We start from the raw sequence: 25809 nt of genomic DNA on the forward strand, positions 1-25809 counted from the left end.
GACGCCCTTCTAAGTGTCAAGTGGATACTGCGCTTTGGTTGATGATGCTATTTCGCCTCTGGATGATGCCGTAGACCTCCCGTGCGATGTAGCGCTTTAGGCAGCGGATAGCTTCCAGCTTCGAATGTCCCTCTGCGAGACGTCGACTGACATAAGCCTGGGTTCACCGAGCACGAACTTAACCGCTCCAACCGGACACCTGGACAAGACAGTAAAGTAACGTGGCGTCAGGCCCTTCTTGGGTCACACGTATCGGCAAGGCGGTCACCTTGACGTGCAGTGTTCCCGGATGGTCGACAGGTCCAGGGAAAGACACAAGGGTCGATCGGAGTGTGGGTCAGGCCACCCGGGACACTCCACGACCAGATCATCCATCATCGGTCTATCGCTGTGTGAGTCAGACCATATGGAAACACTGGCCAGTACATTCTTACTGTCTGAGTGAATCATCACTTGCTGCTGTGGCTTGCGTCGCCAATCGGTCGAGTGCTCTTTGATGAAGGCGTACTTCAGCCGCACTCCTTGGAAAGTACGCGGCGGCCTTCTTTAAGATGTCTCGCTCTGCCGACACAGCGGGCCAGTGAGATCGGGCAACTGTTGCCGCATATGTGGGTACCGGCCTGACTTACGCAAGGTGAGTTGCGCGGACGCTTACATTGATTCGGGGATGATGATTGGTGTTGCTGGTCTGTTGGCCAGTTCTCCTTGCATGGGGGCAAGGGGGCGAGTGCTACGGTCACTCAGAGCACGCTCTCGCAGATTTTGCGTATTTTCGCCAAAGCCATTCAGTCCGACATTGGCGTACAATCGGTCCATGAACTCACCGGCGTGTGCTCATGGATCTGCTCTGTCTCGAGGGTGAAGTGAATCTTCTCAACAACGGCCAAGAAGCAATGAAGCTGCCGCAACTCCATGCCCAGAAGGCTAGCTAGGCTGCATTGAAAGCAAGCCAGCCGCAGGCCGCCGTTAACACCAAGACGATAGATGGTGGGAATGCGTGAGCATATTCACGATGGCGCAGCACGGTAGCAATTGCACCTGCCATCACAGCAGCGCCGATAATCGCGCCAGAAATCCTAGTGGTGGGGAAAATCAGCAAGAGTGCTGTGAGCAATTCGCTCGCGGCGGTGACATAGTGGAACCAACCGGGGTACCCCCATCGGGCGTACTCATCCTGCACCTTTTTGGGTGCAATTCCATTGATGACGCCTCCGACGAGGAAGAAGGCGACGAGCACCCAAGTCAGGATGCTTGCAATATTGAATGTCATGAGGGCTTTCCTTTGTTCTGGTGATTGCTTCGCTGATTCGCCATTGCGCGACGTCGAAGCGGGTTCAAGTGATCTCGCCGCATCTATAGGCAGCCTGAGCAGTTGTGCAAGTGATCATCAACAATGTTTTCCGCAAGATTTCATCGGTGATTGCCGGCCAAGCTGACTCTTAGGCTTTCGACTTTGCAGGTGCAGTGTTGATGCCTACAGCCCGGCACCGTCTGTCCTAAGGTCGCGCAACTGTTCGTTTAAAGCTACTTCCGACAGGCGAATTTCGATCTCTGGCTCTTCCGCCCGACATTCGGCAAGAAATGCCGAAATATGTTGATTCAACTCTCTTTCTGAAGCAGTGATGCGGACACGCCCTTGTAATCCTGCGGCGAGCGCTCTCGCATTCTTGCGAGCTTGCTCAAGTACTGTGAACAGTCGATAGATGTCCTGTCGGAAAACCGCTCCTGCCGCAGTCAGTCGAGTTCCCCTGCGGTCTCGATCAAAAAGCACGACGCCTAGACTATCCTCAAGTTCTTTGATTGTTCGTGACAGCGGTGGCTGCTCGATATGCGGACGGTCAGCGGCACGGCTGAAATGCAATTCCTCGGCCAGAACAATAAAGCAGCGGAGGTGACGTAATTCCATCCTTTTCCCTCGACTCACTCCAATAACTCTCACCACACACGGAGCATGTGCAGCGTACCCGATTTTCAGTTTGAAGGCGCTGTGCCGGCGTGGCGTGGGTACGAGCCCAACGGCACAGACCATGCCCCCTCTATTGCCTACCGGCGATCTTCGTGTTGGGGACATAGTCCCCCCATCCGCCGGCCATTGCTTTGTACAGAGCTACGGTGGCCAGGGTGCTGCGCGCACGACTCTGAATGTAGGCGTCTTGTGCAAGGAGCCGCGCATTCTCGGCATCCAATAGCTCAAGTACGTCGATCGAGCCCTGATCGAAGCGCAGCCTTGCCATGTCAGCTGCGCGAACACCTGCTTCAGCCGCCTGCTGCAGGTGACTGCTCTCCTGCTCAGTACGATTGACTCCCACCAGCGCGTTCTCAGTCTCCTCAATCGCAGTGAGCACGGTGCGCTCGTAGGTTGCAAGATCCGCGGCGGTCGCAGCATTGGCAGCAGCGATCCGGGCGCGTACACGGCCGACGTTTAGGAAAGATCCATCGACGCCCAAGGACAGCAAACGAGTCTCGCTGTCTCGCTCGAACAACGAGCCCGCCCTGAATGCCTGTGTGCCTAACATGCCTCCCAAGGTGAAGCGCGGGAAAAGATCGGCTGTCGCCACCCCCACGCGAGCGGTGGCGGCAGCTAGCCGCCTCTCGGCACTGGCTACATCAGGGCGACGACGCAAAAGATCGCTAGGTGCAGCGACGACAAAGCCCTTGGGCGGTGTGGGCAACTCGCCTGCGACCTCCAACTCATCTGCAAGAACTTGTGGCACTTCACCGACGAGCACAGCGATGCGATGAGTCGCGACCTCTACCTGTGCTTGTAGCGATGGAATGCGCGACCGCGTGGTCTCAAGCTGAGTGCGTCCTCTATCCACGTCAAAGGGTGTGGCCATACCAGCACTGTGGCGCGCTTCCAGAAGCTCAAGTGTGCGCTGCTGATTCGTTGAGTTTTCCTGCGCAATGCGCAACTGCGACTGCCATCCTCGGAGTTGCCAGTAGGTACGTGCCAGCTCACTCACGACCGCAACTTGCATTCCGGCGAAGTCGTTTGCTGTCGCTGATGTCTCAGCGCGCTGAGACTCAACGCTCCTGCGGACCCGGCCGAACAGGTCGAGCTCCCAACTGAAGCCGATGTTGCCTTCATACTGATCGTGATCGCGATCTGATCGGCTCATTCCTGGTGCTTGATCGGCGCTGTTCCGCGCGGATCCGGCCTGCGCATCCGCAGTGATGGTCGGGAACTGGTCGTACCTTGCACCCCGCAGGAGCGCGCTTGCCTGCTGATAATTTGCAAAAGCGATGCGCAGATCGTGGTTGTGCACCAGGGCAGAGTCGATCAGTCGATCCAACATCGGGTCGTCGAAGACCCGCCAGAATTTCGGGTCCGCTTGGGGTGACGCCTGTGAGGAAGAGGTGGCGGCTGAGTCCAGCTGCCGCGCATAGTCATGCAAATTCGGGGATTCAGGCCTGACATAGTTCGGGCCGACCGTGCAGCCCACTAGCAAGATCGCCGCAGTCACTGTCGAGAGCGCCCTCAGCGCCTCTTGTCGCGTCCTATAACCCTTGCGTTGCTTCATGGGACGGGGTCTTTGGAGGTAAGTGAAGGTCATGATTGAGCAGCCTCCGGGTCGAACGACGAATGACCGTGCTGAACCAGTTGGCGGCCAGAGAGATTGCGCAGGGTCACGTAGAAGACCGGTGTCAGGAACAAGCCGAAGAGAGTGACGCCCAGCATGCCGGCGAAGACAGTGATGCCAGTTACGGCGCGCACCTCCGCCCCTGCACCTGCCGAGAGAGCGAGTGGCAACACGCCGGCGATGAAGGCGATGGACGTCATCACGATCGGTCGCAGACGCAGACGGCACGCCTCAAGCGCTGAGTCGATGATGCTCTTGCCTTGCATCTCCAGTTCGCGGGCGAACTCTACGATCAAGATTGCGTTCTTGCAGGCCAGGCCCATCAGAACAACCAACCCCACTTGAACGAACACGTTGTTGTCTCCACCAGCAATCCATACCCCGAACAGTGCCGAGAGCAAGCACATCGGAACAATCAAAATCACGGCAAGAGGTAAGGTCCAGCTCTCGTACAACGCTGCCAGAACAAGGAAGGCGAGCATCACGGCTAACGGAAATACGATCAGTGCGGCATTGCCCTGAGTGGCCTGCTGATAGCTCAGGTCAGTCCACTCGATCTCCATTCCGGGCGGTAGGACTTTCTGCGCCATACCGGCAACAGTTCCCATCGCCTGCGCTGAGGAGAGTACTCGCGGATCTGCTTCGCCAGCTAGATCTGCGGCCGGGTAGCCGTTGAAACGCAAGACTGGATCCGGTCCAAATGTCTGTTTTACATTCACAACCGATCCGATGGGCACCATGTCGCCCGCAGCGTTGCGCGTTCGCAGCCGAGCGATGTCTTCGATACTGTCGCGGAAAGGCGCATCGGCTTGGGCGATCACCTGCCATGTCCGACCGAACTGGTTGAAGTCATTGACATAGGACGACCCGAGATACGTCTGCAGCGTATCGAACACCCCAGTCAACGGTATGCCTTGCGACTTGGCTTTGGTTCGATCCACTTCGGCGTCGAACTGCGGAACGTTGGCCTGATAGCTGGTGATCGGATAGCCCATCCCCGGCACCTGCGACAGAGCACCTTGGAACCCGCTCACAGCATTCTGAAGTTCGCCGTACCCCAGGCCTCTGCGATCTTGCACGAACAATGAGAAGCCGGCACCACTGCCCAGCCCAAGAATAGGAGGGGGCATCATCGAGAAGGTAATACCCTCTTGAAGTCCCGCAATCTTCTGATTGATCTCGGCGTTGATCTGAGCGGCGCTCCGGCCCTTGCGGTCTTCGAAGGGCTTCAGGATCAAAAACGTCATGCCCGTATTGGGGGTATTGGTCATCTGCAGCGCGTTCAGACCAGGCAGAGCGACGGCACTCGCAACCCCATCGGTTTCGAGTGCAATGTCAACCACCTTGCTCAATAGGGCGTCCGTACGTGCGAGCGATGATCCTTCGGGCAGCTTCACGCCCGCGATGAGATACATCTTGTCCTGGGTCGGAATGAAGCCACCCGGAACAGTCTTGAAGATCAATGCCGTACCTGCAAGCAACAAGGCGTAGACCACGAACACAGCACCTCGGCGTCCTAGCGTTTTTGAAACTCCGCGCTCGTACCTGTCAGAACTCGATTTGAAGAAGCGGTTGAAAGGACGGAATATCCAACCGCAGAGTCGATCGATCAGTCGGGTCAGCCCATCCTTGGGTGCGTCGTGGGATTTCAGCAGACGTGCGGCAAGTGCAGGGGAGAGAGTCAGAGAGTTCAGACCAGATATCGCCGTGGCAATTGCGATCGTTACCGCGAACTGCTTGTAGAACTGTCCGGTAACACCGTCAAGGAACGCCATTGGTATGAACACTGCACACAGGACGAGCGTGATGGCGACGATCGGCCCGGAGACTTCCTTCATCGCTTGATGGGCGGCAGCGACTGGACTGAGTCCGCCTTCGATGTTTCGCTCGACGTTCTCTACCACCACAATGGCGTCGTCAACCACGATGCCGATCGCCAGTACCAGGCCAAACAGCGTCAGCGTGTTGATCGAGAAGCCCAGAAGATGCAGGCCTGCGAACGTACCGATGATGGATACTGGAACGGCGATGAGCGGAATGATCGATGCGCGCCAGGTCTGCAGGAACAGGATCACCACCAGCACGACCAGGATCACGGCTTCCAGCAGCGTGTGTACCACAGAGCTGATCGACTCCCGGACGAAGATGGTAGTGTCATAGACAGCCTCATACTTCACACCTTCCGGGAATGTCTTCTGCATCTTGTCCATCGTCGCGATCACCTGATCGCGGATGTCCAGCGCATTGGCACCAGGCGCCTGGAAAATTCCCATGCCCACCACCGCGTTGTTGCGATCAAGCTTGGCGCGTAAGGTGTAATCGCCAGCGCCAAGTTCCAGTCGCGCAACGTCGCGGAGTCGAACAAGCTCACCGCTTGGACCAGCCTTGAGCACGATATCGCCGAACTCCTGCTCGCTGCGCAGACGTCCCTTCGCGTTGATGAGGCTCAGGAAGTCACTGTTCGGCATTGGTTCGGCGCCAATCTGACCGGCCGACACCTGCACGTTCTGCTCTCGCATGGCTGCGACAACGTCAGCCGCGGTCAGACCACGTGCCGCGATGGCTTCCGGGTTGAGCCATGCGCGCATCGCATAGTCACCGCCACCGAGCATGTTGACATCGCCCACACCTGGGATGCGAGCCAGCGTGTCCTTGACGTGAAGGCGCGCGTAGTTGCGCAGGTACAGTGCATCATACTTTTTATCGGGTGACGTCAGATGCACCACCATCAGGAAGGTGGGAGATTGCTTTTGGACCGTCACGCCCTGCCGGCGTACATCCTCGGGAAGTTTTGCGTTCGCTTGTGCCACGCGATTTTGGACGCGCACCGTGGCGTCATCCGCATCCACGCCCGGTCGGAAGGTCACCGTCATGAGCAGTACGCCGTCCGAGCCGGCGACAGACTTCATGTACATCATGCCTTCTACGCCAGTGATCGCCTCTTCCAGCGGTGTAGCCACGGTTTCGGCTATGACTTGTGGGTTGGCGCCAGGGTAGGTGGCACGTACGACGACAGATGGAGGAACGACGTCTGGGTACTCACCGATGGGAAGACTCGGTATGGCAATCAGGCCAGCGGCGAATATCACGATCGACAACACCGCGGCGAAGATCGGTCGTTCAATAAAAAACTTGGAAAAATCCATGGAGAAGCCTCATCAATCTTGAAAGGGGCCGTGCGCTAGTTCTTCGCACTTCCGGCGCTGGCTGGTACGGGTGCTGCCAGCTGCTGCGCATCGACGGGCATGCCTGACATGAAAACCTTTTGCACGCCGTTGACGATTACCCGATCACCTTCCTTCAGTCCTTCCTCGACGACGCGCAGACCCTCCGAAGTTCCTCCCAGCCTGACATCTCGGCGCTGCGCGGTTCCCTTGTCATCGACGATGTATACGTACTTGCGCGTCTGATCGGTCAGAACGGCTTTGTCGTCAATCAGCAAGGCGTTGAACTGTCCACTTCCCAGCAAGCGCACATGGGCATATAGACCAGGAGTAAAGTTGCGGGCCTTGTTGTCCAGGACAGCGCGCACTCGGATGGTCCCGCTCGCACGGTCCACCTGGTTGGACAGAAAGTCGACGGTGCCGGTGTGAGGGAAATCAGGCTCGTCGGCCAACCCGATCTGAACCGGAAGCTTTCCATCACGCTCGCTAGGACGCTGTCCTTCGCGAGCCATACGGGCGTAGCGGAGGAAGGCGTTCTCATCAGCTTCGAAGTAGACGAAGACTTTGTCCTGCGACACCAGGGTGGTGAGCACACTGGCCGCATCTCCTGCGGCCACAAGATTTCCCGCCGTCACAAACGCGCGATCGGCACGTCCATCAATTGGCGCGCGAACCTGCGTCCAGTCAAGGTTGAGCTTCGCCGTTTCTACTGCGGCCTGTGCCGCCTGGACATCGGCCTGCGCGGATTCATCTGCGGCGCGGCGTTGCTCCCACAGTTCGGTGGAGATGGCCTGACGTTCGACCAGCACCTTGGCACGATCTGCCTCGCCTTTGCTCTGCTTGGCCAAGCTTCGAGCCCGAGACAACTGCGCTTCGGCGCGGCTGAGCTCCGCGCGGTAGCTTCTTGGATCGATAGTGAAAAGGACGTCCCCCTTCCGGACTTCCTGGCCTTCCTTGAAGGCGACTCGATCCACGTAACCTGAGACACGGGGACGCAGCTCTACCACTTCGATAGCTTCTATTCGCCCGTTGTACTCGTCCCAGCGGCTGATCTGCTTAGGCGCGACCGGCACAACACTGACTTGGGGCGCCGGGGGGGGCTGCGGAGGGGCTTCACCGTTGCAGCCTACGAGTATGGCCAGGGATAGCGTACTGAACGCGAGCAGGGCCAGCCGGGAACGCGCGTACGCCGAGCTGGGGCAGGAGTGAGTCATTAGACGTCCTCAGAATGAAATGAAACGACGTGACACGCCTAGCTCATCGGCACCTTCTTCAATCGCAAACTGAAGCTCAGGAGATGCGGTTGTAAATGGGTAGCGCGGTGGACGGGGTATCGCCACATGTCGGCCGTGGAGCACGCAGACGGAAGTCAAAGCGCTGGGCACGGTGATCGGAAGAATTTATAAAGCCTCAAGATAACTTGAGGTCAAGGGAAACTTTTCGGAAGCGTTCTGGTGGATGAAGGACATCCAGTGGCACCCCTTTGCGAGGGGCCGCTGCCTTAGTGAAGGTCGTCGGCTGAGCCGTAGGGACTTAGCAGTGCAAGCTTGAGTCAGGTAGGGACATGTGATTCACGCGGGTCTTCCGGGCAAGCAAGCAGCAGAAAAAAATCCTTGACCTAAACAATGCTTGAGGTTTTATAAACATTGCTCGAACACAGAGACCGACAGTCAAGTGGTCGAAAACCGGTCTCTGTGAAACCTGTCCTATCCAACCTCGGAGATCATTTCATTGCCTATTCGCTGCCACCTCTTCCTTACGCCTACGATGCGCTTGAACCGCACTTTGATGCGCGGACGATGGAGATCCATCACGGCAAGCATCATCAGACCTACGTCAACAATCTGAACAACGCCGTGGCCGAAGCCGGTTTGTCTGAGGTCCCGATGGACGTCCTGATCACGCAGCTTGAGGCAGTTCCCGTGTCCAAGCGAGGAGCGCTTCGCAACAATGGTGGTGGGCACGCCAACCATTCACTGTTCTGGAAGATTCTTTCTGCCGACGGCGGCCAGCCTGCGGGAGAGGTCTCACAAGCTATCGACAGCAACCTCGGTGGCTTTGACGCATTCAAGGACGCCTTCACTAAAGCAGCCCAAACTCGCTTCGGTAGCGGGTGGGCATGGCTCACTGTCGGAAAGGATGGAAAGCTCCTCGTCGAAAGCAGTGCCAACCAGGATAGTCCGCTGATGGGCCAGCTCGCTGGGTTGTCCGGAGGGACACCAATCCTTACCCTCGACGTCTGGGAGCACGCCTACTACCTGCACTATCAGAACAGGCGGCCGGACTTCATCGCGGCCTTCTTCCACATCATCAACTGGCAGGAAGTCAACAGGCTCTATCTTGCTGCGCGCGAGCTGCGTACTCCGCAGTGACAGCTCTCGGACCCATTGAAGCGTTGCGACATGACGCAGCGCTTGATCGAGGGGAGCCCTATTCTCAGGCGGTGATGAGAGCGGTCTACCGCCGAGAACTGCGCGATCATTTGGGGCGGTCCACCACCGGGGTTTGCATCGTTACGACCCAAACTCCGAGTGGAAGGGACGTTGGTTTGACTATCAACTCGTTCGTGCCAATGTCGCTCGGTCCCCCGTTGGTGGCGTGGAGCCAGGCCAGCAGATCCAGCGGCTTAGCGGCATTTTCGTGACTGCCGGTACTTCGCGGTCAGAGGGCTGGCTTGCTCACAGGCGTTCGTCGCGATGCACGCGCACGTCAGGCAACCAGCGTCGCTATGCACGCAATGTGCTACACCGGATTGCCGTTATTCGTATCGCTCAGAGGGCCGGTTTATCACTGGCAGAGATCAAGAGCCATATGGATACGCTCCCGGAGGGGAGGATAACCGTCGAAGAATGGGAGCGGCTGAGTTCTGGCTGGCGAGAGCTCATCGACAAGCGGATCACGTGCTTGACGCAGTTGAGAGACCAGCTTGGTGGTTGCATCGGTTGTGGCTGTATGTCACATAGAAAATGCCCACTGCGTAACGCGGGCGATGTTCTCGGCAAGCAGGGGCCTGGCCCCCAACTACTACTAGGAGAATAGACGTTTACATTGCGTTCTGCTGGAGAGCGCCTCCGATGGTGAAGCCCCGGGTCGCAACAATGGGTTCGCTTCAAGAGTCTTCGAAGTGCGGGCCTGGACCCAATGCAGCAAGCTTGTCGTCCGGATTGCGGAGTGGGCACGCTTTAAGCGACAAGCAGCCGCAACCGATACATTCAGCCAGCTCATTGCGCAGCCGCTGCAACTGCGCAATTCGATCTTCCAACCCTTTACGCCAGCGCGTTGCCATGGATTTCCATTGCGCCGCGGTAACTCGAACCATTGGGTCGTAATCACCCAGCGCCCCTTGGATCTCGTCCAAGGGTATGCCTGCGCGCTGAGCAATTTTTATGATGGCAATGTAGCGCAGTACGCCAGGGGTGTAGCGCCGCTGATTACCGGCTGTGCGAATACTGCTTATCAGTCCCCTGGACTCATAGAAGTGAAGCGTGGAGACTGCTACGCCACTGCGCTCTGCAACCTCTCCCACACTGAACATACGCACCGTCGTGCCATCCAGAACAGTAGGCATTTTAGGCACCATCACCTCCAAACGATCAAGTTATGTTTAGATTCTACTTTCTTGATCTCCGCGTGCCAATCGACGTTGCCGAAATGAAGAGCGCGCTCCTAGTCCCGGCGGTTCAGCAGACGGGTGCAGATGAAGCTGCCCGAGCAGCAGGCCGTCATGACGAGCCCCGCAGACGTCTGTGTGCCGTCAGCAAAGCGCCTACCAGGCCGCTGCAAATTTCCAGTCGTTCGTACGGGCCACTTGGCGTAAACCAGGCTTCATTGCTGAGCGTCGCCTCGATGCAATGGTGTAAATGACCGGAGCGCCTATAGGCCTATAGTTAGCGGGGTAGGCATTCCTATACCATTTCCAGCTCATTCTGATGAGCAGCGCAAGCAGCAGGGGCTCTCTGTCCGCCTTTCCGCTGATCAGACCTCCGACGCGGTGTTCAATCAGTGGATCAACATCGGCGGCACAGCCTGAAAGAAGGGCCGCAGAGCACGCTCTCGCAGATTTTGCGCATTTTCGCCACAGCCATCAGTCCGACATTGGCGAACAATCGGTTCATGAACTCACCCGGCATGTGCTCCTAGATCTTCTGTCTCATGGGCAAAGTGAAGCTCCTCAACTGTCAACACCGGTTGAAAGCTGACCTACTATGGACAGTGAGTTTGGCAAGCTACCCTCTATCTCAGGAAGTTCAGGTCCAGTGGGTAGTCGAGAATAATCCTTGTCTGGTCCAAGTCATTGGCGATTGCACCGTAGTCGCCCCCCGTGCGCATAGATGCATGCAGTAGCCGCAGCGACAGGTTCTTCGCCGGCCCCGACTGCAACACGTATTTCACCCACAGGTCCCGTTCCCATTGCGAACCGTCCTGCACTGCGCGGAAGCGTGAGTAACCCCCACCGGCGTCGCGCCCGTCGATATCGGTGCCGCGGATATAGCGCGCAGTGAAGGTCAGCCCTGGCACGCCCAGCACCGCGGCATCCAGGTCGTAGCGGGCACTCCAGGCCCGTTCGTTGGGGCTGTTGAAGTCGCTGCCCTGGGAGGCGGCATCCAGCTCGATATCGAAGCTGTTCCAGACATAGTCGAACGGCTGGTCGCCATCGATCCGGGTGTAGGCCAGTTCGACTTTATGCCCGCCCTGCGCATACCCGACCCGGGCACTCCAGGCGTCGTTGCGAATGTCGCCGAGCAGGGACGTACCGGTATCGCGGGTCCGGTAATAGTTGGCGCCGGTATTGAAAACACCGCCGGTATTCAAGGGCTGCCGATATTCGATCGAGGCAAATTGCTGGTTCCAGATATTGTCCAGTTCGGAACCGAACAACTTGATCTTTACGTGATTGATGCCGCTGTAGATGCCGCCGTAATAGGTGACGAAGTCACTGTCGGCCTGGCGACCGCCATATGCCGTGCCCAACTTGCCGCCATGGTTGGTTTCGGCGCGGTCGCTGCTGGAGGTGAAGCGTCCAGCGTTCAGGGTCAGGCCGGTGAGACTGCGGTCGGTGAGGTTCCAGCCCCTGAGTGTTTGTGGCAACAGGCGAATGTCGCCGTACTTGAGTACCGGCGAATCGGGGAACAGGTCACCATAGGCCAGTTCGGTGCTGCCAACGCGCATTTTCAGGGCGCCGCCGGACTTGGAGTATTCAGCCTTGGGATCTCCCTGGTTGTCACGGGAGACGATACCGCCGTTGCCGATGCCATCGCCGACCCGACCCTTGCTACCGTCCAGCTTCACGGCGCCCATGTAGTGCAGGTCGAGGCCGAAACCGACCAGGCCCTGGGTAAAGCCGGAGTTAAATTTGGCCAGCACTCCTTGCGCCCATTCCTGGCGATAGCTTTGCCGTTCGCCGGCCGGGTTCAGGTAACTGCCATTACGGTTGTCGGCGTTCCAATAGAAGTTCCGGAAGCCGACGGTGGTCGTGCTGTCCTCGATAAAATCATTGTTCGCTTCGGCCGCAACGCCGATCGAATTGCACAGGCAGGCGCTCGCGCCGGCCATTCCCAAGATGAAAGATCTGAGCCACATGGAGACTTCCTTATTGCCAGATTCAAGAACGGCAGCGTGAAGATTTATTGTTATTAAGCAGGCGTCTTTTGACCGGGCAGCCGGGTGCCTGATCGCTAACTTGTGTATTACGCAAGTTGCGCCTTTTATCGTTGTGTGTTCCCCGGGCCGGTCAGCCCGGGAAGATGTTGCTCGGGGTCAGGCGGTCAGGCCGGTGAAGAACTGGGTAGCGTTTTCATCCAGAGTGGCGATGTCATAGCCGCCTTCCTGGACCACCACGCAGGGCAGGCCCAGGATCTTGATCCGCTGTCCCAGAAGATGGAAGCCTGCATGACTGACGGCCACCTTGGACTGCGGATCGTTTTCGTAGATGTCGAAGCCCAGCGACAACACCAGGACATCCGGGGCGAAGTCGCGCAGCGCCGCTGCCGCCTGGTCCATGCAGGCGAAGAAGTCCGCCTCGCTGGCGCCATGGGCCATCGGCAGGTTCAGGTTGAAGCCGGTACCGGCCGCGTTGCCGGTTTCATCGTCGAAGCCGGCGACCACCGGGTAGAAGTTGGTCGGGTCGCCGTGGATCGAGACGTAGAGGACGTCGTCGCGGTCGTAGAAGATCTCCTGGATGCCCTGGCCGTGGTGCATGTCGGTGTCCAGCACGGCGACTTTGGCGTACTTGCCCCGGAGCACTTGGGCAGCGATGGCGGCGTTGTTCAGGAAGCAGAAGCCACCCGCCGCTTCGGTCCGGGCGTGGTGTCCCGGTGGACGGCACAGGGCATAGGCCGCGCGGTCGCCCTCGATCACCGCGTGTGCTGCGGCCACGGCACTCTGCGCCGACCAGTAGGCCGCCTGCCAGGTGTGCTCGCCGATCGGGCAACTGCCATCGGCCAGGTAGCGGGCGGTCTTGCCGAGAATGCCGCGCAGCGGGTTGCCTTCGCGGATGTAGATGTTCGACATCACCTCTTCGCCCCAGTCCTCCGGCACTTCGTGCCATTGCTGGTAGGCGCTGCGCAGGTAGTCCAGATAGGCCTGGCCGTGGACCGCCGCAAGCGGCGCCTCGCCGTGATCGGCCGGTTCGAAGAGCGGATAGCCCAGGCGTGCGACCGCCGCCAGCAGCGGTTCGATCCGTGCCGGTATTTCCTGCGGCTGGCGCATCTGCCCGCGTGACAGGTAGGAGCGGGGATGGTGCAGGCGCTGGGCCGGGTGGAAAAAGGTTTTCATTGCTGACCTCGTGATAAAGGCATGCGGTCAATAGCCCAGTTCGGGATCGACCAGATTGTTCAGTTCCGCGCCGTTGGCCAGGCGCGTCATGTTCTCGGCCACCTGCTCGGCGATGCAGCGGTCGGACGCCGCAGAGGCCATGTGCGGGGTGACCCAGACACCCGGGGTGTGCCAGAGCGGCGAGTCGGCGGGCAGCGGTTCCTGCTCGAACACGTCGAGCAGGGCGCCGCGCAACTGTCCGCTGGCCAGGGCCTGGCCCAGGCCGTCCGCATCGAGGTGCTGGCCGCGGCCGCAGTTGATCAGGGCGCTGCCCCGGGCCATGTGCCGGAAGACCTCGTGGCCCAGCAGCCCTTGGGTGGTGGCGGTCAGTGGCAATAGGTTCACCAGGACGTCCAGTTCGCCTAGGAACTCGTGAAGCACCTGCGGGCCGCCGAAGGTCTTCACACCCTCGATGTCCTTCGGCGTGCGTGCCCAGCCACGAACGTCGTAGCCCGCCTCGGCCAGGCGCACGGCCACGGGCGCGCCGATGGCGCCCAGGCCCATCACGCCGACCTTGAAGTCCTGCGCCTTGCGTTGTTTCGGGCGCTGCCAGTGCTGGGTGGCGTTACCGGCGATCACCTGGTCGAAGCCGCGGTGGAAGTGCAGCACCCCCCAGTGCACGTACTCGCTCATGCCCAGGGTGTGGTCAGGGTCCACCACCCGGCACACCGGCAGCGCTGGATTGCGTGAATCGTCCTGGGCCAGATGGTCGACCCCCGAGCCTATCGAGTGCACCAGGCGCAGGTTGGGCAGGCGACCGAGGCTGCCCTGCGGAGGGAACCAGCACACGGCAATTTCGGCGTCCGCGGCCTGTGCATCCTCAGGTCGCAGCACCTGCAGTTGCGGTGCATGCTCGGCGAACAGCGCGGCCAGCCAGTCGGTCAGCACCGGGTTCTGGCACAGCAATACGAGGCTCGCCATATCAGCTGCACCAGTCCGTGCGCTGCTCGTCGATCAGGCTGAGCGCCGCTTGCCAGGCCATGTCGATGATCCCGTCGATGCCGTCGCGCCCGAACTGCGCCGCGGTATGCAGGCAGACCTCTTCGCTGGGGATGTTCAGCGCCACCCCGGCGGACATCGCCTGGATCTGCGCCTGGCAGGCACGTTCCAGGAAATAGATTTCGTGGAAGGCCGCCGCCACGCCGCCGCCGGCGGCCAGCAGGCCGTGGTTGCGCAGGATCATCGCCTTGTGCGTGCCAAGGTCGGCCACCAGGCGCTCGCGTTCTTCCAGCGACAGGGCGATGCCTTCGTAGGTGTGGTACGCCAGGTTGCCGTAGAACTTCAGCGCGTGCTGGGTCAGCGGCAGCAGGCCGTCACGCTGCGCCGACACCGCCATGCCCGCCGCCGTGTGGGTGTGGATGATGCAGTGCAGGTCCGGGCGGGCGTCGTGGATCGCCGAGTGGATGACGAACCCGGCGGCGTTGACCTTTCCACCGTTGAAGTGACAGTCCACCACGTTGCCGTCCAGGTCGATGAGCACCAGGTCGCTGGCGCGCATTTTCTCGAAGGCCACGCCGTAGCGGTTGATCAGGAAGTGTCGATCGGGGCCGGGTACCCGCAAGGTGATATGGGTGTCGATCAGGTCGGTCATGCGGTAATAGGCGACCAGGCGGTACAGCGCGGCCAGGTCGCAGCGCGCTTGCCATTCGCTTTCCGACATATCGAGAGGCTTGCTCATCAGGCGATTCCTTGGTAGGTGGAGAGGGTGGCCGGTGCGGCATTGGCGCGGCGCAGGTGCGCAAGGCCGAGCACGCCGGTCAGCGACATCAGGGCCAGCACGCTGAAGAACAGCGCCAGCGGTACCCATTGCCCGGCGAAGTGGCCGGCCAGGAAGGTGCCGAGCATCGGCGTCAGGCCGCCGGTAAGGCCGCTGCCCAGTTGATAGGCGATGGAGATGCCCGAGTAGCGCACCCGCGCCGGGAAGGCCTCGGCCATGTAGCCGGCGATCACCGCATATAGCGCCGCCAGCAGGATCACGGCCAGGGCGATGCCGGCGGTCATGTAGATCAGGTTGCCGGTCTGCACCAGCAGGAACATCGGGTACGGCACCAGGATGCACAGCGACGCCACCCACTTGAGGAAGCGGCCTTCGCCGAGCCGTTCGGCGAGCATCGCCGAACAGGGCTGCGAGAGGAATTGCAGGATGGTCACCACGAACAGGCAGTCGAGAATGGTCGACTTGGCGATGCCCTGGTATTGGGTGACGTAGGTGATCATGAAGGTGTTGGTGAAGAAGAAACCGCCGGAGCCAATGGTCACCGCCAGGGCGGCGAACAGGATGTTCTTCCAGCCTTTGCGCAGCACTTCCATCACCGGGTTGTCCGAAGTCTGGTCGCTGACCTTGACCTCGGCGAACTCCGGCGACTCGGGCACGCCGAAGCGAATCACCAGGCCGACGATCATCAGCACGCCGCTCATCAGGAACGGCAGGCGCCAGCCCCAGCTCATCAGGGCGTCCTGGTCCATATCGGTGATGAAACGGAAGGCGATCAGTGCCAGCAACAGGCCGGCCGGGCTGCCCCACTGGGCGAACGAGGCGAAGAACACCTTGCGGCCCTTGGGCGCGTGTTCGCTGGCCATCAGCACCGCGCCTCCCCATTCGCCGCCGACCGAGATGCCTTGCAGCAAGCGCAGGAAGATCAGGCCGATCGGCGCCCAGATACCGGCCTGGGCGTAGGTGGGCAGCAGCCCGATGCAGGTAGTGGCCACGCCCATCAGGACGATGGTCACCAGGAGCATTTTCTTGCGCCCGAGGCGATCGCCAAGGTGGCCGAAGACCATGCCGGCGAAGGGCCGGGCGATGAAGCCCACGGCAAAGCTGCCGAACGCCGCCATGGTGCTGAGCATCGGGTTCTCACTGGGGAAGAACAGTTGCCCGAGCACCAACGCAGCGGCGAAGGCGTAGATGTAGAAATCGTAGAATTCGATGGTGGTGCCGATGAAGGCTGCCGCCGCGGCACGACGCGGGGTTGAGGTGTTGCGGCTCATTCGAGGCTCCTGAGAGTCATTTTTATAGGCAGGAGGAGAGGCATGCATGGGCATGACGGTCGCACTCTGGCGGTGCGTTGCTGGATGTTGCGCCAAGCTCTATGCTAGGAAAAGCTTCTAATTCCAATACTCAAGTATAAGCTTGGCAAATAATGACGAGTCCAGTAGCCACCTCCCCAAGAAACCCGGAAGCCAAGCGCTTTCTCAATGATCGTCTGGACTGGAACCTGTTGCGCACCTTCCTGGTGATCGCCCAGGAAGGCAGCATCAGCCGGGCTGCCGCGCGCCTGCACCTGAGCCAGCCGGCAGTCAGCCAGGCGCTCAAGCGTCTGGAAGAGCAACTGGACAGCGCGCTGGTGGTACGCCGCGGGCCGCGTATCGCGCTGTCCAAGGCGGGCGAGGAAGTGATGCAGATCGCCGCCGAACTCTACGGCACCATGTCGCGCCTCGGGCCTGCGCTGGATACCCCGACAGAGACCGTGACGGGCAAGATCAGGTTGTTGAGCATCAGCCGCATCCAGTCCCGCTGCTACGACGACTTCCTCGCCCAGTTTCACAACGAGTACCCGCAGGTGGAACTGGAAATCGACGTGTTGCGTAGTTCCGACGTGGTCAGTGCGCTGTTGCAGAAGACCGCATCGTTCGGTCTCAGCCTCTGTCGTACCCCACAGCCCAAGCTGGAGCAGCGGGTGTTGCTGGAGCAGCGCTACGCCTTCTTCTGCGGCAAGCGCCATCGCCTGTTCGGCCGCAAGAACCTGACTCTGGGGGATCTGCAGGGCGAGAACTTCGTCAGCTTCACCAGCGACCAGATCGGCGGCAACCTCTCGCCGCTCACGGTGTTCAGGGACCAGCAAGGGTTTACCGGACGTATCGTTGCCTCGTCGCCGAGCCTTGACGAAATCCTGCGGCTGGTGGAAGCAGGATTTGGTATCGGGTGCCTACCCGAGCATATTGTCGCTGCGCATTTGCAGGCCAACGAGCTGTGGCGTTTACCGCCGTGGGACGGGGTGATCGATGTGAATGTGTACTTGCTTTGGAATCGCGAACAGAAGTTGACACAGGCTGAGTCGATATTCTTGGAACGGTTTCGGCAGATGCTAATGACAACGGACTCAGCAGAGAGGTTTTGACCATAGGGTCGGGCCCTCATTTTCACATTGCACTATCATGCAGTGGAGTAAGACGCTGTGTAGACGGCGCGATCAATGGTTTGAGGCCTGACTACTGTGAGCACTATGAATCGCCCCTAGTTTCCTAGACACCTCCAAGCCTCTTAATGAGGCTCAAATAGGAGCCATGAGTCGTCAGCGTTACCCTGAAGAATTCAAGATCGAAGCGGGCAAGCAAGTGACCGAGAAAGGCAAGCCTGTCGCCGACGTTGCCCAGCGCTTGGGCATGTCCGTTCACAGTCTCTACGCCTGGATCAAGGATGTGCAGCGACCTTGCTATCGACGCCATGTTGATGGCCGTTTGGCGACGGCGCCTTGCCAACGACAATAAGCCAGCACTAGCGAATATTCGCTTTCACAGGTCGCGGGACTGCCTGTGAAACTCGAACAGGAGATCTCCATGACGTTCAATAAAGACCGACGCGTTGCAGTTGCTGGAGCGCATGACCCACTGTGTCGGCGCGTGGCAGAACTACTGCTACGCCGCGCTCCCTTGGTGAAATGCAAGCGGATCACCTTTGGCACCACAAAAAGTGGCCGTAGGCCGTATTGGAGTGTAGCTTTGCTCTCGAATGTGAGAGTGGCCCAAAAGGTATTGGAGTAGGTTTCCGTCCCCACGGGTTGCTGTGAGTACGGACAGCATAGTGAACACTTAGCCGTCATTGCTCTGGCATTTATTTCTTCTGGAAGAGCAGTGGGCAGACTGTCGTGATATCAATATGGAGGGGGCAGATGGTCGATTGGAAACAATAAAGTAGCGTGAGGTTGTTTTATCGGATGGCAAAGGCAATGAAGTGTAGCTTTATTCCTCATTGCTCCGCCAACACTGTTCTTGGACGGGTAGATCAACTCCGCGCGGGCAATGCTCGCTTTCTCGAAATCAAATAGCCAAGCGCTAGGACCAGGACAGCGCCGATGGCAGCTGAGGCATAGTGCATGGTGGTGGGTGTGATCGGGATTGTAGACAGATGTTTTGCCACTAGCGCATCAGCGGCGATCATGCCGCCTGCGATCCAACCAAGCAACGCGGCTCCGAGTGCGATGATCTGTGGGAATCTATCCATCAAGGCGAGAACAAGGCGACTGCCCCATACGATGATTGGAATACTGATCAGCACACCCAAGGATACGAGAAGGAGGTCGCCGCCGGCTGCGCCAGCAAGCGCCAGTACGTTATCCAAGGACATGACCGCATCTGCAATGATGATCGTTTTGATCGCGGAAATCAGTTTAGTCCCGCCGGCAATTTCGCCGGTATCTTCCTGCTCAGCCTGAAACAGCTTTATTCCGATCCAGAGCAGCATGAGTCCGCCAACAATTTTGAGTGCGGGCAGAGCAAGAATTTGAATGGCAAAAAATAGTAGAGCGATTCGAAGCAGTATCGCGCCTGCAACGCCGGCGGTGATGGCTCTTTTCCTGAGATCAGCCGGTAAGTTTCTACAAGCCAGAGCGATCACAACAGCGTTGTCGCCTCCCAGCAGAATGTCGATTGCCACAATCTGGGCGAGTGCCGCCCATGAGAATGAGTTGAATATTTCCAGCATTGAGGTCGCCTAAAAGGTAGCCGCTGGGACAGTTAAGCTCCAGCGGCTGCAGTTAATCCGGCTACTTGATAACCGGCACGGAGGGGAGGCCCATTGAGGAGCCTTTGGTGCGAGGTTTTAAAACGTCCTAGATTGGTGCTGTTACTCCTGGGGTTTCCAACCGCACACGTAGGCGGTAAGCAACGTCCAGATTCCGAAGGTGCCAGAAACAGTGAAAAGCCATGGGTTAAGGGCATCTGCCCAGTATTTAATCAGGGCTCCACTTTGCATGAAAAGACCCACGGACTGCAGTGTTACGAGCAGAAAACCGAGACCGAGCATTAAGACCAGAAGCCCAACGTAGCCGTTGATCATGATTTTCTGAGCAATGCTTTGCTCAGTTTCAGGGCTGGCCACTTTTGCGGTCGGCTCTGAGTGAGCTGAGGCAGCGGTTTTCCGAGGTACAGTCATAGATTCGCTCATTATTCGCTCCAAATCTTGAGAAATTTCACGCCGGTACCGGAAGCCAGCCCATACCAACGCCGACACCAATGAAGATGAAAGGCACCACGTAGTAAACAATCAGCGGGATGAAAGTCCTCGCTGGCGGTACCTGGGCGATGCCGGATGCGATGTAAATCGAAGCTGAGCCTGGCGGGGACGCACCTTCCGTCGAAGCAGCGATTAGTACCAAGGCCGCAGCCAGATAGGGATTCACTCCGGCGTACATCAGCACGCTGAAACCAATACCGCCAATAGTTGCAACCGTTGCTGTGGAGCTCAGTGGGCCAGCTACCAGAATCACCAGCACAACCACAATGAAGCATGCAGTAAGTGGCGAAGCATTCATGCCCTGCAGCAAGTCGGAAAGCTGTTCGCCCAGACCAAGCAGCCCCAGCGAAGCACCACCAGCGAAAGCAAAAACCAGAGTAGTACCGACTTCGCGATAACGAGGTGCTGTAGATGCAATCAGTTGATGCCACCCTTTGAAGGTTTTAGGCAGCTTCCTCCAACCCATGAGCAGAGCGAAGATGCCAAGCATCACAGGCATCCAGATCATCAGTGAGATCGACTTCATGTTGCCGCTACCGAGCGCAGCCGACAGCATCTCGCTGACAGGGCCAAGCGTCAGGCAGATCGGAATAGCGATGGCAATGAAGATCAACATGGTCCACCAGCCTTGGCTCAAGGTGTGACGCAGTGGCTGGATGTCATCGTTACCGTCGCGCCCAATCTTGTGCTTCCTCACAAACATGAAAACCATGATGAGGCGCCAGAGCAAACACCAAGCGGAGACTGCATACATGGTAAGCAGTAGCTTCTCGACGGTGACAAAGGGGGCGACTGTACCCAGTCCAACCAGTATGAAGAAGGAGCCGCTTGGTGGAATCACGTTGCCCAGGCCTGAGTTGCCCGCAACCACAGTTGCTGATACTTCTGCTGGCCATTGCGACTTCTTCATCCAAGGAATGGTGACAGTCCCGATCGTTGCGGCATTAGCAGAGCCAGCATGGGCAACAGAACCGAAAAGTGCGGCGCCTATCGTCGCTACGTAACCGGCTCCACCGGGAAGCCTTCCCATCATCGAGTTCAGCATGGCGACCTGCAAGTCGATGATGCCGGTCTTCGAGAGCAGGAAACCGATGAATGTGAACGCCAGGGCTGAGAAAACGACCTGTTCTTGGAAAGCAGACGACATGCCGCCAACTGCAATACCTAAAAAATCGCCTTTACCAAATAGACAGACAGCTACGAAGCCAATAACCATAGCTTCAGCGATGCCTCGCTTAAGCCATGTACTCCATAAAATGATTACGGCTATGTAAGTGGCTAATGCCCACACTGCAAGACCCATAACGGTATACCTTTGTTATTATCAATGAACCGCTCTTGATGTTTAAACCAAACAACCAAAGCACTCGGATTATCCATTTCAATGGATATAAAACTGGGCTCAGTGCTGCGCGTTATTTAATTTTAGCGCACATAGCAAAGCTCAGTTTTGCTGTTGTCGGCTTGAGAGCAGTCCTTGCAACCCGAGGTACCATGCCGGGTTTCTCGCCAACCGATGAACGGGTCAGCGCGAAGCACAACGTCAGTGCCAGCGCTGAAATGGTGATAGCAGTGCCCGCAGGTCTGCTAATTGTAGAGCCGTCGAGGGCTATCAGCGCACTGCCGATCGTCCCGGCAACGTTTCCTGTCGCGCACGCCCAAGCGATCCCGGTAAGGGACGATAAATTCCGATGAGCGTTGACGGTTGATCTGGTGGGCACGCTTTTAATCAAAAACACGCAGCAGCAGGTAACGAACGCAAGGATGCTCTGTGAGGTTCCGGTCGTATCGGCCAGGCTCGTGAAACCACATAGCGATAGCAGGCAGGCTAGGCGCCAGTGGTGCTTAGCACCTGGGGTTGTGGCCTGTTGGGACTCATTATCGGCACGCATAACTCATCACCCCTCGATTATTTTTGTCTATCAGTGGTTTGGGGGAAACCAACGGGCCCACGGCCCGCTTACCTATATTCATAACCAGATTATGATTTTTGTAAAGGGGCATTGCAAAAAATCATAACGTCATTATGATTTGCCTAGGGCCATCCCCCCCATCTGGCCTCTCAGAGGAGAAAACAATGAGCATTCGCACTACCCCTGTCATCGCTAAGAGCGCGTGGACGCCTCACGATTTGGCCAATGACAACTCGTGGCTGTACCGCCTCGACTCCCGCGGGGTCGATGAGCTGGAGGCTCTGCTGGATAAGGTTCGCCACCTGCCGATTACGGAAATTACCAAGGCAGATTTCCCGCTCGACTATCTGGTGCCGTTCGTCGAAGCAGTGGATCGCGAAGTGCAGCACGGTTTTGGCATGGCGGTGATTCGTGGGCTTCCCGTGCAGCGCTACACGAAAGAAGATGCTTCACGGATCTACTGGGGGATTGGCCTGTACCTGGGTACACCGGTGACCCAGAACAAGCGTGCTCATCTATTGGGCCACGTTAAAGATGAAGGTGTCACTTATAGCCAAAAGACTCGAGGCTACAACACCAAGGCGAAATTGAACTTCCATACAGACAACGCCGACGTAGTTGGCCTGCTATGCCTGCGTACACCTCAATCGGGCGGGCTGAGTCGTTTCTCGAGTTCGAACACGATTTTCAATAGAATTCTCGAGACTCGCCCAGATCTGCTGGAGCCGCTTTTCGAGGGCTTCTACTATGACCTTAAAGGTGAACAGCGCCCAGGTGCCGGCGAATTGAGCGACCACAAAATTCCGGTCTTTAGCGATTACGAGGGGTATCTCAGTGCGCGATACGTCCGTAACGCCATCGAACCTGCGTTCGCTAAAAGCGGCGAAGCTAAGACTGCCCTGCAGGAAGAGGCCCTGAATCTGTTCGACGCCTTGGCCACCGCTCCTGAGCAGTGCTTTGAGATGCAGTTCGAGCCTGGCGACATGCAGATGTTGAACAATCATACGATTGTTCATTCGCGGACTGAGTTCGTCGACTTCGAGGAAGATGATCGCAAGCGCCACTTGTTGCGGCTGTGGCTGCGCAACGACACTCGGCCGTTGGCGTTGGAGTTTGCAGAGCGTTTCGGCCCTGGCACCGCGCGCATGGGGGTGCCGAAATTCGATCGTGATATCAGTGAGGAGTGAAGCTTCACCCCAGTAATTTCTGGGGTGAAGGGCAGGGTGGGTGATTACTCCAATCGCCCACCCTGGCGGTTATTTGATGCACCGAGGGCCTTGCTGATGCGAATTGCTTCGGCCAGCAATATTTCCTGAAGATCGGTACGAGTGGCGTCGAAACGATTGTTGATCCCTGATAGAGTCAACGACCCGATAAATTCGTTGTTTGCACCAAACAGTGGTGCTGCGATGGATGCGAGTAGAGGATCTGCGATACCTACTGATGCTATGACAAAGTCAAGATTCATACTGTCTACGTCAGACAAAGGCTCTTCGCTAAATCGACGCAATATCCGTGCTGTTGACGTCTCATCCATCGGTAAGCGCTTGCCAGGTTGCATGCCTACTTTGATGAAATGGTTGGATTCTGATCGCAGCCAGCAAACCCGCCACTCGCCATCTCGGATATATACGGAAGAGGTTTCGCCAACCTTGAGAGTGAGTTGGTCAAGAGCCGTTTGAATAATCTCGGTAGCTTTCAGTGAGCGTTCAAACGCACGTCCTAGCTGGAAGGCTCTGGGGCCTAGGCGGTAATTCCCATCTTGCCCTTTTCGCACGTATCCCCAGCGCTCAAACGAGATCATGTAGCGCAAGATGACACTCTTAAAAAGATCTGTGCGCTTTTCTAAGTCCGTTAAAGATAGCTCGGTCTCAGCTCCGATGAAAGCATCTAACAGAGCCAACGTTCTGTCTGCCGCGGCTACGGACCTGTCGACAGCTTGCGGCTTTTCTTGCATCGAATTGATCTCTACTGGCTATAGGATTTGGAAATATACATCAAGGTGCCGTTTTGCTCAATAGCCTGTAGTAGGTTTAAATTTCGATCATATTCTCAAAGGTAAGCTTTTTTATAGGTGAACGGTGAGTCGCTAACGCCTTTGTTTGATGTGATTGATCGTTTGGGTTGTTTGTTTTTATTGAGTGCTTATCTGGCGATTTCCGAATTTCGTTTTGCATGTGTGGTGATGTGCTTTAGTAAGTTGTTAGGGTTTTGTTTTGGGTCTGGTGGTGTTTCTTTGTGATCCCAAGTTTAGGATTCGGTCGTGTGTGCAATCGATTGATCGATATCTTGAGTGATCTCTGTCATCTTCGTGGTTTAACTCTGGTTAGAGTTAATTCGATAGAGTGCATTGGGCGGAATTTATTTGATGGTCGGTGATAACTGATTCTCGCTGAGCATTAAGTCTATTGGCGGCCTGTTTTTCCAACGGGTATCCTTGATACTGCCTTAATTTCTCTTAGAGCCAAGCTGGACTGGATTGAGGAAATTCCAGGCTGGCGACGGAGCACTTCTTCTACGAAACTTCCGTAGCTTTCGAGGTCAGTGGCCAACACTGTAAGAACATAGTCAGCCTCGCCCGTAACTTTATGGCAAGACAGCACCTGAGGCAGCTTCATGATCACCTGTTCGAACTCGTCAGGCGCATTTGCCGAGTGGTTTCCAAAGCGCACCTGGGCGAATGCCATCACGTCGTAACCAAGTTTGCGTCGATCCAGGTTGGCCTGATAGTCCTTGATAATGCCCAGTTCTTCCATTCGCTTTCGTCGGCGCCAACATGGTGTAACGGTCATTGATAGTCGCTCGCCCAGCGCAGCGCTGGACAGTGTGCCGTCCTCTTGTAAAAGCCGCAGCAGATCCAAATCCACTTCGTCGATTTGATTGTAAGCAAAATCTTTGCTCATATAGCCCCTTTAGGGTAGGTATTTTGCTCAAAAATACCGATAGCATGAGCATAAAGCAAAGCATTTCCTATCGAATAACGCGAGAATTGTTCATCCAACAACCTGATCAGAAGGATACTCGCGTGCTGACAGTCTTCAGTGAAAACCATCGCTTACACCATGGATGTGAGCTCAAGGACGGAGCCGTAACACCGTCTTTTGAAAGTCCGCAGCGCGCCGAGACCGTATTGGCGCGGGTTAAGAGCGCCGGCTTGGGTGATGTGATCAGTGCGCAGGCGTTCGATCGTGCCTGCTACGTCGCCGCACACAGTGAGCGCTATGTGGCCTTTCTGGAGAACGCTTGGGCTGAGTGGACTGCAACCGGCAAGACCCATGATGCCTTGCCCTTGGTCTGGCCGGTGCGTGATCTTGCCATCGACCGCGAGCCAGGCTTCATAGACGGCAAACTTGGCTTTTACGCCATGGACGCCGGCGCGCCGATTACCGGTGGCACCTGGGAGGCGGTGCGCAGTAGTGCCGATGTGGCCCTTACCGGAATACAACGTGTGATCGACGGTGCGCCCAGTGCATTTGCCCTTTGCCGTCCGCCTGGCCACCACGCCGCCCGCGAATACATGGGCGGTTACTGCTACCTGAACAATGCGGCCATTGCCGCAGAGCGATGCCTGAGCCAGGGGGCCAAAAGAGTTGCCGTGCTGGATGTGGATTTCCATCACGGTAATGGCACGCAGAACATTTTCTACGACCGCCCTGATGTCTTCTTTGCCTCCCTTCATGGTGACCCACATGTGTCCTACCCGTACTTCTCGGGCTTTGAACACGAGCGGGGGGCGGGAGCGGGGGAGGGCTTCACCGTGAACTATCCACTGGCCAGAGGTACCGCCTGGGCCAGTTACCGACAGGCGCTGACCGACGCCCTGATCCGGATCGTCGCGTACAAACCCGACTTTCTGGTGATCTCACTGGGCGTCGATACCTTCGAGGACGACCCAATCAGCCACTTCAAACTGACCAGCGAGGACTTCCTACGCTTAGGCGCGGACATCGCGGGAGCTGGCATTGCGACGCTGTTCGTGATGGAAGGCGGCTACATGGTCGATGAAATCGGCATCAACGCCGTTAACACCCTACAAGGATTTGAAGGCGGGCGCTAAGCCCCATGAGCTGGACTCACGCTGTCGGCCTGGGAAATATCACCGGGTC

General features: G+C 57.6%; 21 protein-coding genes and 3 pseudogenes. 7 read left to right on the forward strand and 17 right to left on the reverse strand.

Annotated features, from left to right (window positions below; genetic code table 11):
• Positions 1–16: 16 nt before the first annotated feature.
• From OCX61_RS10420 to OCX61_RS10445, 6 genes and pseudogenes are all read right to left on the reverse strand, one after another.
• Positions 17–163, reverse strand: a pseudogene (locus OCX61_RS10420) (IS110 family transposase); the annotation flags it as partial.
• A gap of 765 nt (positions 164–928) precedes the next feature.
• Positions 929–1270, reverse strand: coding sequence for a DoxX family protein (locus tag OCX61_RS10425; RefSeq protein WP_049818759.1), 342 nt, complete (start codon positions 1268–1270; stop codon positions 929–931).
• Positions 1271–1492: 222 nt separating this feature from the next.
• A pseudogene (locus OCX61_RS27210) lies at positions 1493–1906 on the reverse strand (LysR family transcriptional regulator); the annotation flags it as partial.
• A 130-nt stretch (positions 1907–2036) separates the two neighbouring features.
• The gene (locus OCX61_RS10435) at positions 2037–3521 is read right to left on the reverse strand and encodes an efflux transporter outer membrane subunit (RefSeq protein WP_261943707.1); all 1485 of its coding nucleotides are present in this window, start codon (positions 3519–3521) and stop codon (positions 2037–2039) included.
• 29 nt (positions 3522–3550) lie between these two features.
• Positions 3551–6727 carry an efflux RND transporter permease subunit gene (locus OCX61_RS10440; RefSeq protein ID WP_261943708.1) on the reverse strand — a complete coding sequence of 1059 codons (3177 nt, stop codon included), beginning with the start codon at positions 6725–6727 and terminating at the stop codon, positions 3551–3553.
• Positions 6728–6762: 35 nt separating this feature from the next.
• The gene (locus OCX61_RS10445) at positions 6763–7959 is read right to left on the reverse strand and encodes an efflux RND transporter periplasmic adaptor subunit (protein ID WP_410011101.1); all 1197 of its coding nucleotides are present in this window, start codon (positions 7957–7959) and stop codon (positions 6763–6765) included.
• Between the two features lie 516 nt (positions 7960–8475).
• Here OCX61_RS10445 and OCX61_RS10450 point away from each other — a divergent pair.
• The 3 genes from OCX61_RS10450 (at position 8476) to OCX61_RS10460 (ending at position 9784) form a co-directional block, all read left to right on the forward strand.
• On the forward strand, positions 8476–9117 hold the full coding sequence (locus tag OCX61_RS10450; RefSeq protein ID WP_261944294.1) for a superoxide dismutase: 642 nt from the start codon (positions 8476–8478) through the stop codon (positions 9115–9117).
• A gap of 74 nt (positions 9118–9191) precedes the next feature.
• Positions 9192–9389 carry a flavin reductase family protein gene (locus tag OCX61_RS10455; RefSeq protein WP_261943710.1) on the forward strand — a complete coding sequence of 66 codons (198 nt, stop codon included), beginning with the start codon at positions 9192–9194 and terminating at the stop codon, positions 9387–9389.
• Between the two features lie 95 nt (positions 9390–9484).
• The gene (locus OCX61_RS10460; RefSeq protein WP_410011102.1) at positions 9485–9784 is read left to right on the forward strand and encodes a MerR family DNA-binding protein; all 300 of its coding nucleotides are present in this window, start codon (positions 9485–9487) and stop codon (positions 9782–9784) included.
• A 70-nt stretch (positions 9785–9854) separates the two neighbouring features.
• Here OCX61_RS10460 and soxR read toward each other — a convergent pair whose 3' ends face one another.
• The 6 genes from soxR to OCX61_RS10490 all read right to left on the reverse strand — a co-directional run bounded on the left by soxR (position 9855) and on the right by OCX61_RS10490 (position 16546).
• On the reverse strand, positions 9855–10313 hold the full coding sequence (gene soxR / locus OCX61_RS10465) for a redox-sensitive transcriptional activator SoxR (protein ID WP_261943712.1): 459 nt from the start codon (positions 10311–10313) through the stop codon (positions 9855–9857).
• Positions 10314–10978: 665 nt separating this feature from the next.
• A complete protein-coding gene (locus OCX61_RS10470) occupies positions 10979–12325 on the reverse strand; it encodes an OprD family porin (RefSeq protein ID WP_261943713.1) in 1347 nt (448 codons plus the stop codon).
• 177 nt (positions 12326–12502) lie between these two features.
• Positions 12503–13519: a histone deacetylase family protein gene (locus OCX61_RS10475; RefSeq protein ID WP_261943714.1), complete on the reverse strand. Its 1017-nt coding sequence runs from the start codon at positions 13517–13519 to the stop codon at positions 12503–12505.
• A 27-nt stretch (positions 13520–13546) separates the two neighbouring features.
• Complete coding sequence (locus OCX61_RS10480; protein ID WP_261943715.1) at positions 13547–14479, reverse strand: 2-hydroxyacid dehydrogenase; 933 nt, start codon at positions 14477–14479, stop codon at positions 13547–13549.
• A gap of 1 nt (position 14480) precedes the next feature.
• Positions 14481–15236, reverse strand: coding sequence for a class II aldolase/adducin family protein (locus OCX61_RS10485; RefSeq protein WP_186598572.1), 756 nt, complete (start codon positions 15234–15236; stop codon positions 14481–14483).
• The gene (locus OCX61_RS10490; RefSeq protein WP_261943716.1) at positions 15236–16546 is read right to left on the reverse strand and encodes an MFS transporter; all 1311 of its coding nucleotides are present in this window, start codon (positions 16544–16546) and stop codon (positions 15236–15238) included. Before OCX61_RS10490 ends, OCX61_RS10485 begins: the two co-directional genes overlap by 1 nt.
• Positions 16547–16698: 152 nt before the next feature.
• Here OCX61_RS10490 and OCX61_RS10495 point away from each other — a divergent pair, with 152 nt between their 5' ends.
• Complete coding sequence (locus OCX61_RS10495; RefSeq protein WP_186598574.1) at positions 16699–17676, forward strand: LysR family transcriptional regulator; 978 nt, start codon at positions 16699–16701, stop codon at positions 17674–17676.
• Between the two features lie 166 nt (positions 17677–17842).
• Positions 17843–18010, forward strand: a pseudogene (locus OCX61_RS10500) (transposase); the annotation flags it as partial.
• Between the two features lie 550 nt (positions 18011–18560).
• Here the strand turns inward: OCX61_RS10500 and OCX61_RS10505 are convergent.
• From OCX61_RS10505 to OCX61_RS10515, 3 genes are all read right to left on the reverse strand, one after another.
• Positions 18561–19259 carry a TerC family protein gene (locus OCX61_RS10505; RefSeq protein WP_186598575.1) on the reverse strand — a complete coding sequence of 233 codons (699 nt, stop codon included), beginning with the start codon at positions 19257–19259 and terminating at the stop codon, positions 18561–18563.
• 141 nt (positions 19260–19400) lie between these two features.
• The gene (locus OCX61_RS10510; RefSeq protein WP_186598576.1) at positions 19401–19721 is read right to left on the reverse strand and encodes a hypothetical protein; all 321 of its coding nucleotides are present in this window, start codon (positions 19719–19721) and stop codon (positions 19401–19403) included.
• A gap of 25 nt (positions 19722–19746) precedes the next feature.
• Entirely contained in the window at positions 19747–21093 is a 1347-nt protein-coding gene (locus tag OCX61_RS10515; RefSeq protein WP_186598577.1) for a TRAP transporter large permease subunit, read from the reverse strand.
• 774 nt (positions 21094–21867) lie between these two features.
• On the opposite strand from OCX61_RS10515, the gene OCX61_RS10520 reads away from it, so the two are divergent.
• Complete coding sequence (locus OCX61_RS10520) at positions 21868–22890, forward strand: TauD/TfdA family dioxygenase (RefSeq protein ID WP_261943717.1); 1023 nt, start codon at positions 21868–21870, stop codon at positions 22888–22890.
• 44 nt (positions 22891–22934) lie between these two features.
• Here OCX61_RS10520 and OCX61_RS10525 read toward each other — a convergent pair whose 3' ends face one another.
• A complete protein-coding gene (locus tag OCX61_RS10525) occupies positions 22935–23660 on the reverse strand; it encodes an IclR family transcriptional regulator (RefSeq protein ID WP_261943718.1) in 726 nt (241 codons plus the stop codon).
• Positions 23661–24108: 448 nt separating this feature from the next.
• On the reverse strand, positions 24109–24606 hold the full coding sequence (locus tag OCX61_RS10530) for an Lrp/AsnC family transcriptional regulator (protein ID WP_261943719.1): 498 nt from the start codon (positions 24604–24606) through the stop codon (positions 24109–24111).
• A 122-nt stretch (positions 24607–24728) separates the two neighbouring features.
• Here OCX61_RS10530 and OCX61_RS10535 point away from each other — a divergent pair, with 122 nt between their 5' ends.
• A complete protein-coding gene (locus OCX61_RS10535) occupies positions 24729–25760 on the forward strand; it encodes a histone deacetylase family protein (protein WP_261944295.1) in 1032 nt (343 codons plus the stop codon).
• Positions 25761–25809 lie beyond the last annotated feature (49 nt).

This window comes from Pseudomonas sp. LRP2-20, from assembly GCF_024349685.1.
Taxonomy (GTDB): Bacteria; Pseudomonadota; Gammaproteobacteria; order Pseudomonadales; family Pseudomonadaceae; genus Aquipseudomonas.